This is a genomic window from Micromonospora sp. NPDC049679 (assembly GCF_040659735.1).
In the GTDB taxonomy this organism is placed as follows: Bacteria; Actinomycetota; Actinomycetes; order Mycobacteriales; family Micromonosporaceae; genus Micromonospora_I.
Genome location: NZ_JBFANZ010000073.1, coordinates 1 through 10,885 on the forward strand (window position 1 = coordinate 1; position 10,885 = coordinate 10,885).

Here is a 10,885-nt window from a genome sequence, read left to right on the forward strand (position 1 = left end):
CCGGCCCTGCGTGAGCGAGTGGAAGACATTGCGCCGCTGGCTCGGCACTTTGCCCAGACCTTGAGTGCTACGGCGGGTAAACGCATCACCGGTTTCAGCCCTGAGGCATTGCAGGCCATGGCGGCGTATTCCTGGCCGGGCAATATTCGCGAGCTGCAGAACTGTGTGGAGCGGGCGACCATCGTTGCGGCGACGCCGGTGATCGAGGACATTGATTTGCCGGCGTATCTGTTTGCTTCGAAGCCGGCTGAAGACGGGGTGGGTGCGATCCTCAGCAACGGGCCGGGGGTGCCGCACGACCTGGATGCGGCGCTGGCCGAGGTGGAGAAGGCATACATCATGGCCGCGTTGCAGGAGAGCAATGGGGTGCAGGCTGCGGCGGCGCAGAAGATCGGGATTTCTGAGCGCAGTTTTTGGTATCGGTTGAAGAAGCTGGGGATTCAGGTGGACAAGATTGTTCGCTAGGGGGCGCTGAGCGTTTTTGCCGCGATGTCCGCCGCCCGCCACGCGGCGCGCTCCCGCTCCGCCGCCGTCCGCTGGCGCACCAGCAGGCCGTCGCGGACGACCCGCCGCAGATACAGCTCCTGCTCGACCGGATGGCGCCGCGGATCCCAGCCGTTGCCGTGGGCGAGCACCTCGATGAACTGCTCCACCGACAACTCCTTGCGGCGGTACGCGCGCAGCGCGGCGCGGTGCAGGTACCGCTCCCGGTCGGCGTACTCCGCCGGTGTGCGTGGCGTTCGCGGGACCCGCAGGGCCGCCGCGGCGGCGAGCCGGCGCACGTCGGCCTCCGCGGCGTCGTACGCCTGCCAGGCCGATTCGGCCAGCTCCTGCGCGGCCAGCCACTCCCCGCGTCGGCGTCGCGCCGTCGTCGCCGCCCGTTCGGCGGCCACCGTCACCTCGTCGGCGTAGCGGGTCAGTTCCCGCGCCTGCGTGTCCAGTCGGGTGTGCACGGGCAGGGCGGCCCGGCGGATGCGTCCGGCGATGTCGCGCGGGGTGCGGCGCGGACGGGCGACGAGCCCGCCGACCGCGAGCGACGCCACGCCCAACAGCGCCAACCAGATCAGGGCCGCTCGCGGCACGTCGAGCAGGATGGTGGACAGGACCGTCTGCATGACTTGACACCTCACATCGAGGGATGAATGTGATCACGTCGCGCCCGGGCTCGCGGGCGGATGGTTGCCGGCGCTCCGACCCGTCGACGGGCCCGGGGGTGCGCACGGCTCGGGGCGCGGAAACCCGGCCGGCCGCAGGGGTGTGCCGGCGGCCGGTGGTCACCGCCGTGGTGGGGCGCGCTCTCCGGGCGTTGACCGGTACGTGTCCCCGCCGGGGTCGCGCGGTGACGTGTCCCAGCTCTGAGCTCGACGCTCACCGGCCCGGATCGGGAGAACGGTGTCGGCGGGGGCCGCGAGCAGGTGCGCGGTGGTGTGACCGGTGTCGGCACGGTCACGAACGTCAACCGGCTCCGGCGGGCGGTGCGTCGCCGTGGCGGTCGTCACGATGGGCGCAGGCCGTTCGGCGGTCATGGTGGGCAGGCCGGGCGCGGCCGGCTGGCCGTGGCCGATGCTCAGCGCGAGCATCATCGCGGTCATCGCCACGCCGGTCCATTTCCGTAGTGCCCGCAGCGCGGCCGACCACAGAGGACGGTCGATCGCGAGGAGAGGCACGGACCCAACGTACCGCTGTTGGCGCCAGCTCGCAGAGGTCGGGGGCTCAGCCGTCCGTAACGCCCGGTATGCGGGGCAGTGCCGTCACTCGTCCTGCCACTGACCGCTCCGATGCGGCTACTGCTAGTAGTGTGCGCATGGGTGCTGCGGCGAGCCACCCGCCCTGACCCGTGCGGCACCCGGCGGCGGGTGAAACCCGGTTGGCCCACCCGCCGCCGGCGCGGCTCCGTCCTATGGGGACCAGGGCGCGGTCACCCGCCAGCTCACGTCGGCCGGGTACGAGGTCGGGCTGTCGTACGCGTGGGGTCCGCCGTTGCTGGCGATCCACACCTCTTCCGCGTAGTGCCGGATGTTCGTGCCGGCGATGTTGGACGACGCGAGCCGGACGGTGTCCGCGGACTGTCCCGGTTGCGCGCAGAACGTGGCGTCCTGCGCGAACAGCGTCGAGCCGTCGTTGCCGTCGAGGCGTACCCGGAAGTCGCGGTGGCGCAGGTAGCTGCCCGGGAAGTTGCGTGCCTCGAACGAGTAGCAGGTGCTGTCGGCGAGGCCGCGGCGGATGACGAAGGTGGCGTCGGCCCGGAGGGCGCCGTCGCTGCTCGAGGTCACCACGTCGGTGCGGGCCAGGCTGTCGCGGTGCCGCAGGTACCGGTCGGTGAAGCCCGTGGTGGTCACCTGCATCGACCGGGGCTGGTCGACCGGGAGGTCCGCCCCGCTGCGCCACCACGGCGCGGTGACCGCCCAGGTGGCGTCGGCGGCGAAGCTCGCCGGGCTGTCCCACGGGTTCGGGCCGCCGGCGCGGGCGACGTAGACCTCCTCGGCCCGGTGGCGCAGGAGATGTCCCGGGAGGTTGTACGACTCGAACGTGGTGCCACCGCCACCCAGTCCCTCGCGTGCGCAGAAGGTCGCGTCGGCGCGGAAGAGCGCCGAGCCGTCGTTCGGGTCCTTGCGGACGCGGTAGTTGGCGTGGCGCAGGAAGTGGCCGGGATTGTTGCGGGACTCGAACGAGTAGCAGGCGGCGTTCGCCAGGCCGGGCCGGAGCCAGAACGTGGCGTCCCGCCTGAGCCCGTCGGGACTGGCGCCGTTCACCACGTCCGTGCGCGCGAGGGAATCGGCGTGCCGGAGGTAGCGGTCGGTGTGGCCGGGGGTGGTGACCCGCAGCGAGGCCAGTTCGTTGGCGGCGAGCCCCAGCCCGCGTGCGGTGTCGAGCACCGACTGGTTGACGGCCCGCACCTGCGCGGCGGTCATCTTCAGCACCCGCCGGTCGTAGGTGTAGAAGCCGTTGACCTCGTTCTCGACGTCGTACGGCTCGGTGTAGACCGACGCGGAGAGGCCGCGGGTGTTGATGAAGCCGCGGACCTGGTTGGTGATCTCGACGTACCGGCCGGTGAGGGACGCCTCGTCGGTGTAGAGGTCCCCGTAGCCGAAGCCGTTCCCCGGCGACCACTCGTGTCCGGGCACCCGCCGGCCGAGGCCGCCGTACTCGCCGAGGACCGCGACGCGGCTGGCCGTCGGCGGTCGGGTTCCGGTGGACACCTGGTACGCGTGGTCATCGATGATGTCGCCGTTGCCGGGATCGGGGTCGGAGAGGCAGCAGTTGGAACCGGAGTTGTGGTTGATGAGGCGGGTCGGGTCGAGGGCGCGGACCAGGTCCACGATGCGGCCCGCGTCGTACTCGCCCCATCCCTCGTTGAACGGCACCCACTGCACGATCGACGTGATGCCCTTGAGTTGGTTGACGATCCGGGTCAGCTCCGACTCGAAGTTGCTCCGATCCCACTGCGGCGGATCGTCGATGGTGTTGAGCGCCGGCATGTCCTGCCAAACCATCAGCCCGAGCCGGTCGGCGTGGTAGAACCAGCGCGCCGGCTCGATCTTGATGTGCTTGCGCACCATGTTGAAGCCCAGCGCCTTCTGCCGCTCCAGGTCGAAGCGGAGCGCCGCGTCCGTGGGGGCGGTGTAGATGCCGTCCGGCCAGTAGCCCTGGTCGAGGGTGCCGAGCTGATAGACGAACTTTCCGTTGAGGGTCGGGCGCAGCACTCCGCCGATCATGGCCTTGCCGATCGAGCGCATCCCGACGTAGCCGGTGACGGTGTCGCCGCCGCCGGCGCCGGTCAGCGTGACGCGCAGGTCGTAGAGGAAGGGATCCTCGGGGGACCAGAGCCGGACGTTCGGCACCGGCACACGCAGGTGGGCGCCGACCGGTCCGGTCGCGCGGCCGACCACCCTGCCGCCGGTCAGCACCTCCGCGCGGGCCTGCTGACCGCCGGTGCCGGCGCCCTGCACGGCCAGGTCGAGGACGCTCGCCCCGATGTCCGGAGTGGTGTCGAGCCGGGTGATGTGCGCGGCGTTGACCGGCTCGAGCCACACCGTCTGCCAGATCCCGGAGGCGGCGGTGTAGAAGATCCCGCTGGGGTTGCGTCGTTGCTTGCCGATCGGGATGCCGGCCGCGTCGACCGGCGAGTGCGCCCCGACGATGATCTCGTTGCCGCCGGGGCGCAGCGCGGCGGTGATGTCGAAGCTGAACGCGTCGTACCCGCCGGTGTGCGTGCCGACGGGGGTCCCGTTGACCCAGACCCGCGTCTCCCAGGTGACCGCTCCGAAGTTGAGCTTGACGTGGCGGCCGGACCACGCGGCGGGGGTGGTGAAGGTCCGGCGGTACCACATGGTGTCCTCGTGGCGCTGGATGCCGGAGAGGGCGGATTCGATCGGATACGGCACCAGGACGTGTTCGGTCAGGCTCGTGTTGACGGGCGGATTGTTCAGATTGGCGGCGCCGGCGAATTCCCACAGACCGTTGAGGTTGAGCCAGTCGGCACGGACGAGTTGCGGGCGCGGGTAGTCGGGCAGCGCGTTGGTCGGGGATACCTCGCTGGTCCAGGGCGTGGTGAGCGGTGGGGCTTTCGGCTGCCATCCGGCGGCGGCGCCGGCGGGGCTCGCGGGGGCGGCGACGAGGCCGGTGGCGGTCAGGGCGAGGACGGCGACGGCGCTCAGCAGCCGTGCCACCGATGGACGCGGGTGTTTGAACATGTCCACTCCCGGTTGGAATTTGGGGGACCGGTTGCAAACATGTTCCATTGGACGGTGAAGTTTGTAAATATCTGACCACATCAATGGGTGATTCAACGCGACCGAACCGAGCGCGCCCACGCCCGCTGGCCGGCTGACCGCCCGGCGGCGCACTCCCGGGCGCGGGCTAGCCGGAGGCCACCCGGCGCAGTCGGGCCAGCCAGGTCTGCGCCACCACCACGACCGCGAGGAACGAGCCGCTGATCACCTGCTGGTACGCCGCGGGAAGGTCACCCACCTGGTTGATCAGGTTCTGGATCACGCCGAGCAGCAGGACGCCGGCGGCGGTGCCGGAGAGCGCGCCGGCGCCGCCGGTGAGCAGCGTTCCGCCGATCACCACCGCCGCGATCGCGTCCAGTTCCAGACCGATGCCGAGAACCGTGACGCCGGACCCGAGCCGGGCGGCGTTCAGCGCGCCGGCGAGCCCGGCCAACAGGCCGGAGATCGCGTACACGCACACCCGCGTAGCGGCGACCGGCACCCCCATCAGCCGCGCCGCGTCGGCGCTGCCGCCGATCGCGTACACGGACTGGCCGAACCGCATGCGGTGCAGCACGACCGTGCCGATGAGGAACAGCGCCGCCGCCACCCACACCGGCCACTTCACCCCGAGCGCCGCGCCGTTGCCGAACATCTTGAACGCCGGCGCCGCCACCAGGTACGTGGCCGAGCCCTCGCCGCTGATCGCCCGCATGAGGCCCCGCGCCCCGAGCAGGCTCGCCAGCGTGACGATGAACGGCGGCATCCCGGTGCGCGCCACGAGCACCCCGTTGACCAGGCCGATGAGCCCGCAGACGGCCAGCGGCGCGGCGAGCGCCGCCCAGAAGCCGTACTGCGACGCCCATGCCGCGAGCACGCCACCGAGCACGAACACGGACCCGACGGAGAGGTCGATGCCGCCGGTGAGGATGACGAACGTCATGCCGAGGGCGATCAGCGCCAGTGGCGCCGCGTTCACCAGCAGCGTCGCCGCGTTCTCGGGAGTGCGGAAGCCGGGAAAGGCGGCCAGGCCGACGAGGCTGACGATGACCAGCACGGCGAGCGCGCCGTGCCGTTGCCCGAGATCGGCCACCCGATCGCTGCGGCGCTCCGCGCGCCGGGCGGGTTCCCCGGCCGGCACCTGCCGCTTGTCGAGCGCGGTCATCGGGCTCTCCGTTCCCTCGCCGCGTAGACCGCGACCAGGATGATCACGGCCTGGACCATCTCGGCGATCGACGGCTTGAGATCGTGCTTGATCATCGTGGCGATCACCAACTGCATCAGCAGCGCGCCGGCCACCGTGCCGAGCACCCGGACCCGCCCGCCGGTGAGCGGGGTGCCGCCCACCACGACCGCGGTGATCGCGGACAACTCGTAGAGGAGTCCGACCTGCGAGGCGTCGCTGGACTGGATGCGGGCGACCGCCAGCACGCCGGCGACCGCCGCGAGCAGGGCGCTCAGCACGTACACCCCGATCAGCACCCGGCGCACCGGCAGGCCGGCCAGGTCGGCCGCCCGACGGTTGCCGCCGACGGCGACCAGCCGACGGCCGAAGACGGTACGCCGCACCAGGAATCCGATGACGACGGTGAGCGCGACGGCGAGCCACACCGAGACCGGCAGTCCGGCCAGATCGGTCGAGCCGAGCGCGATCAGGTCCGGATTGCGGATCTCTTTCAGCTGACCACCGGAGAGGACCAGCGCGACGCCGCGGCCGGCGACGAGCAGCGCCAGGGTGGCCACGATCGGCTGCATCCCGACGTAGGCGACGAGACCGCCGTTGACCAGGCCGACCACGAGCCCGCCGACGAGCGCCATCAGCACCGCCGGGGCGGCGCCGTAGCCGAGATAGATGGGCACGATCGCCGCCGCGAGCGCCATCACCGAGCCGACCGAGAGGTCGATGCCCTCGGTGCCGATCACGACCGCCATCCCGAGCGCCACGATGACGACCGGCGCCACCTGGACGAGCTGGATGCGGACGTTCTCCCACAGCAGGAAGCGCTCGGTGAACACGGCGTTGAACGCGAAGAGCGCCACCAGCGCGACGTACACCCCGTACACGGGCAGCCAGCGGCGCAGGCGCGCGGCGTCCAGTCGGGGCCGGTCCACCGCCGCGTCAGTCATCGTCGGCTCCGTCCTGCGCGCCGGCCGCGGTCGCGATCGCGGCCATCAGGGCGTCGGTGTTCACCTCCGCGCCGCGAAGCTCGCCGACGACCGCGCCGTCACGCAGCACCACCACCCGGTCCGCTCCCTCGACCAGCTCGTCGGCGTCGGAGGAGACCAGCACCACGCCGAGGCCCTGCGCGGCCAGCTCGTCGATGAGCGACTGGACCTCGGCCTTCGCGCCGACGTCGATGCCGCGGGTCGGCTCGTCCAGCAGCAGCACCTTCGGAGCGGTGGCGAGCAGCCGGGCCAGCAGGACCTTCTGCTGGTTGCCGCCGGAGAGCTCATCGACGGGCTGTTCCGGGCCGGCCGCCCTGATCCGTAGCCGGTCGATGAAGGTGCGCACGATCGCGTCGAGCTGCTTCTCCCTCACCACGCCGAGCCGGGACAGGCGGGGCAGCACGGCGAGCGCGATGTTCTCCCGGACGGAGAGGCCGGGCACGATGCCCTCCACCTTCCGGTCCTCGGGGAGCACGGCGATACCGGCCCGTACGGCGTTGGCGGTCGACGGTCGGCCGATCGGCCGACCGGCCACCTCGATCGTGCCCGCCTCCAGCGGTAGTGCGCCGGCGATCGCCTTGACGGTCTCGCTGCGACCGGCGCCGAGCAGCCCACCCAACCCGACGACCTCGCCGGGCCGGACGGTGATGTCGACGCCGTGCAGACGGTGCCGACTGCGCAGGCCGCTCGCGCGCAGCACGGGGGCGGCCGACGTGTCGGCGTGATCGCCGGTGAAGCTGGTGACGCCCTCGCGGCGCACCGTGGTCACGTCGCGGCCGAGCATCAGGGAGACCAGACGGAGCCGCTCCAGCCCGGCGAGCGGCCCGGTGTGCACGACCCGGCCATCGCGCAGCACGGTCACCCGGTCGCAGATGCGGTAGAGCTCGTCGAGGCGGTGGCTGACGTAGAGGATGCCGATGCCGCCGCGGTGCAGCCGCCGGATCAGCTCGAACAGGGTGTCGACCTCGCGCGGTTCCAGTGACGAGGTGGGCTCGTCCATGATCACCACCCGGGCGTCGATCATCACGGCGCGGGCGAGCGCCACCATCTGCTGCGCGCCCAGACCGAGCTCACCGAGCGGACGGCGCACGTCGCCGACGATGCCGTATCCGCGCAGCGTCCCGGTGGCCTCACGGTTCATCCGCGCGGTGTCGATGATGCCGAACCGGCGCGGCTCGCGACCGAGGAAGAGGTTGCGGGCCACGCTCATCAGCGGGATGAGGTTGACCTCCTGGTAGATGGTCGAGATGCCGGCGCGCTGCGCGTCCAGCGGCGCGGGGAACGCGGTCCGCGCCCCACCCATCCGCAGCTCGCCCGCGTCGGGCTGGTAGACGCCGGTGATCACTTTGATCAGCGTGGACTTGCCCGCGCCGTTCTCGCCCACCAGCGCGTGGACCTCCCCGTTCCGCAGGGTCATCGACACCTCGTCAAGGGCCCGTACGCCGGGGAACTGTTTGGTGACGCCGACGACGTCAAGTAGGGGAGCGTCCGCGTGCGACATGGATCCTCCTGCGATCGCCGTCGCGGTGTCCGACTCCGGTGAGGCGGACACCGCGTCCGTGCCGGGGCGTCAGTACGCGACCGGCAGGCTCTCCTTGGCGTTCGTCCGGTCGTACTCGCGGTCGGAGATGATGACGTTCTCGGCGACGGCCCCGCCGGTGAAGAACGTCTGGGCGGTCTCGAAGGCGAGCGGCCCGAAGCGCGGGTTGGACTCGACCACGGAGTGCAGCCAACCATCCACGATGGCCTGCACGGCCCCGCGGGTGCCGTCGATCGACACGATCTTCACGTCGCCGCCCTTCTTGCCGGCCCCCTTCAGCGCCGTGACCGCGCCGAGCGCCATCTCGTCGTTCTCCGCGTAGATGCCGGTGATACTCGGCTTGGACTGCAGCAGTTGCTCGGCGACCTTCTGCCCCTCCTCCCGGGAGAAGTTGCCGGTCTGCTCGAAGTCGATCGTGATGCCGGGGGCGGACCGGGCGATCTCGTCCTTGAACCCGGCGGTGCGCTGGGTGGTCACGTTGTTACCGGGCGAGCCGAGCAGGATGGCGACGGTGCCCTTGTTCTCCAGCGCTGTGGCCATCTGCTTCGCGGCCCGTCGCCCCTGCTCGTAGAAGTCGGAGCCGATGAACGTCAGGTAGTCCGTGCAGTGCTTGGCGTTGATCTTCCGGTCGATCGTGATGATCGGCACCTTCCGGGCGGCCGCCTTCTGGAAGACCGGATCCCAGCCGTCGGAGTTGAGCGGGGCCACGACCAGCAACTGCACCCCGGAGTCGATCATCTGCTCGACGTCGGCGATCTGCTTGCTGAACTTGGAGTCGGCGTTGGTGACCTGAAGGTTGGCGATGCCGCGCTTGGCGGCCTCGTCCCTGATCGAGCGGGTCTCGGCGATCCGGAACGGGTTGGCTTCCTTTTCGGACTGGGAAAAGCCGACCTTGGCGGTCTTCAGGTCGAGCTTGTCGCCGCCGAACTGCTGCAGCGTGCACGAGCCGCCGGCGGGCGCGGACGACGTCGCCTGCACGGCGTCGTTGCCGCCGGTGGGGGCGACGACACCCTGGTCCTCGGCCTTGCCGCAGCCCGTGACCAGCAGCAGAGCGACACCGACGGTGATGAATGCTGGCCGCCAGGGGCCACGCGTAGCGCTCATTCTGTGCTCCCTTTGTGCGAAGAGGTGGGGTTCGCGATGGGGATGCCGGGTGAGGTAGACGCATTCACTCACCGTTCAACTTTCTCTGTCAAGGCTTTCCGTAACGCCGGAACAAAATCCCACATAGGACGGTCGTCCCGCCGCCGTCGCGCCCTCCGGTCCCCGCGCCCGACCCGGGGTGATGTGCGACAACGTTGACTTATGAGCGACCCGGTCGGAAGCTGTAGCCCATGCACGTCGCGACTCGACGACGGGCGGTCCGGGTGGCGGGTCGCGGTCCGTGTTCAGCCGGCGCCACGCTGGGCTCTCGCCCCCGGTCGGCCCGCCGTCTCCGTGCGCCGGGCCGGGAAGAAGCATCGTGATGCTGGCCCAGCAACGGCAGACGGCCATCCTCGATCTGATCCGTCGCCACGGCGGGGTCCGGGTCAGCCAGCTCGTACGTCAGTTCGGTGTATCGGACATGACGATCCGACGTGACCTCGAGGCCCTCGCCGAGCGGGGCCTGGTCGACAAGGTCCACGGCGGTGCCACGATCGCGGGCCCCGGCTCCACAGAGGAGCCTGGTTTCGACGCGAAGTCGGTGCGCCAGCAGGCGGAGAAGCGCCGCATCGCCGCGCGCGCCGTCGAGCTGGTCGAGCCGGGCACGGCGGTGGCGTTGTCGGCGGGCACGACCACCGCAGCGCTCGCCGCGCTGCTGGTCGACGTACCGGGGCTGACCGTGGTCACGAATTCGATCCCGGTGGCCGACGTGCTCTACCGGGCGGGACGTCCGGACCAGACCGTGGTCCTCACCGGCGGCATCCGGACCCCGTCCGACGCGCTCGCCGGCCCGGTCGCCGAGGCCGCGATCAGCTCGCTCAACGTCGACGTGCTGTTTCTCGGGGTGCACGGGATGAGCCCGCGGACGGGCTTCACCACCCCCAACCTGATGGAGGCGGGCACCGACCGCCTGCTCGTCAACGCCGCCCGCCGGCTCGTCGTGCTCGCCGACCACACGAAGTGGGAGACCATCGGCATCGCGACGATCGCTCCGCTCGAAGACGCCGACATCCTGATCACCGACGCGGCACTCCCGGCGGAAGCGCGTGCGCTGCTCGGGGAACGGGTCGGCGAACTGATCGTCGTGGAGCCGGTGGCGTTCCCGTGACCGGTCAACCGGTCGGCACCCCGGGCGGCGGGATCAAACGTACGGCGATCGCCCTGGCCGACGGCCGGGAGCTGATCTATTTCGACGAAAGTGACGACGCCTGTCGGACCGGGTCCGACGATCGCGCCCTGCCGCCGCCTCCGGGGGCGTCGGAGTTGCGTCACGATCCGTTGCTCGACGAGTGGGTGGCGGTCGCGGCGCACCGGCAGGGCCGTA

General features: G+C 71.0%; 9 protein-coding genes and 1 pseudogene. 3 read left to right on the plus strand and 7 right to left on the minus strand.

The window, feature by feature from the left end:
• The coding region (locus AB0J06_RS25840) for a helix-turn-helix domain-containing protein (protein ID WP_357432205.1) at positions 1-465 on the plus strand (465 nt) is incomplete at its 5' end.
• On the opposite strand, the gene AB0J06_RS25845 is transcribed toward AB0J06_RS25840, so the two are convergent.
• The 7 genes from AB0J06_RS25845 to AB0J06_RS25875 form a co-directional block, all read right to left on the minus strand.
• On the minus strand, positions 462-1,115 hold the full coding sequence (locus AB0J06_RS25845) for a hypothetical protein (protein WP_357432207.1): 654 nt from the start codon (positions 1,113-1,115) through the stop codon (positions 462-464). The genes AB0J06_RS25840 and AB0J06_RS25845 overlap by 4 nt on opposite strands.
• Positions 1,116-1,274: 159 nt before the next feature.
• Positions 1,275-1,667 (minus strand): hypothetical protein, encoded by a 393-nt coding sequence (locus AB0J06_RS25850; RefSeq protein WP_357432209.1) that lies wholly within the window; start codon positions 1,665-1,667, stop codon positions 1,275-1,277.
• Positions 1,668-1,898: 231 nt separating this feature from the next.
• Positions 1,899-4,694, minus strand: coding sequence for an AbfB domain-containing protein (locus AB0J06_RS25855; protein WP_357432211.1), 2,796 nt, complete (start codon positions 4,692-4,694; stop codon positions 1,899-1,901).
• Between the two features lie 166 nt (positions 4,695-4,860).
• A complete protein-coding gene (locus AB0J06_RS25860; RefSeq protein WP_357432213.1) occupies positions 4,861-5,877 on the minus strand; it encodes an ABC transporter permease in 1,017 nt (338 codons plus the stop codon).
• A complete protein-coding gene (locus AB0J06_RS25865) occupies positions 5,874-6,839 on the minus strand; it encodes an ABC transporter permease (RefSeq protein WP_357432215.1) in 966 nt (321 codons plus the stop codon). The genes AB0J06_RS25860 and AB0J06_RS25865 overlap by 4 nt, the downstream gene beginning before the upstream one ends.
• Positions 6,832-8,379, minus strand: coding sequence for a sugar ABC transporter ATP-binding protein (locus tag AB0J06_RS25870; protein WP_357432217.1), 1,548 nt, complete (start codon positions 8,377-8,379; stop codon positions 6,832-6,834). Before AB0J06_RS25870 ends, AB0J06_RS25865 begins: the two co-directional genes overlap by 8 nt.
• 69 nt (positions 8,380-8,448) lie before the next feature.
• A complete protein-coding gene (locus tag AB0J06_RS25875; RefSeq protein WP_357432219.1) occupies positions 8,449-9,522 on the minus strand; it encodes an ABC transporter substrate-binding protein in 1,074 nt (357 codons plus the stop codon).
• A gap of 361 nt (positions 9,523-9,883) precedes the next feature.
• On the opposite strand from AB0J06_RS25875, the gene AB0J06_RS25880 reads away from it, so the two are divergent.
• Together AB0J06_RS25880 and AB0J06_RS25885 are read left to right on the plus strand one after the other, a co-directional pair.
• Positions 9,884-10,669, plus strand: coding sequence for a DeoR/GlpR family DNA-binding transcription regulator (locus AB0J06_RS25880; protein WP_357432221.1), 786 nt, complete (start codon positions 9,884-9,886; stop codon positions 10,667-10,669).
• A 32-nt stretch (positions 10,670-10,701) separates the two neighbouring features.
• A pseudogene (locus AB0J06_RS25885) lies at positions 10,702-10,885 on the plus strand (galactose-1-phosphate uridylyltransferase); the annotation flags it as partial.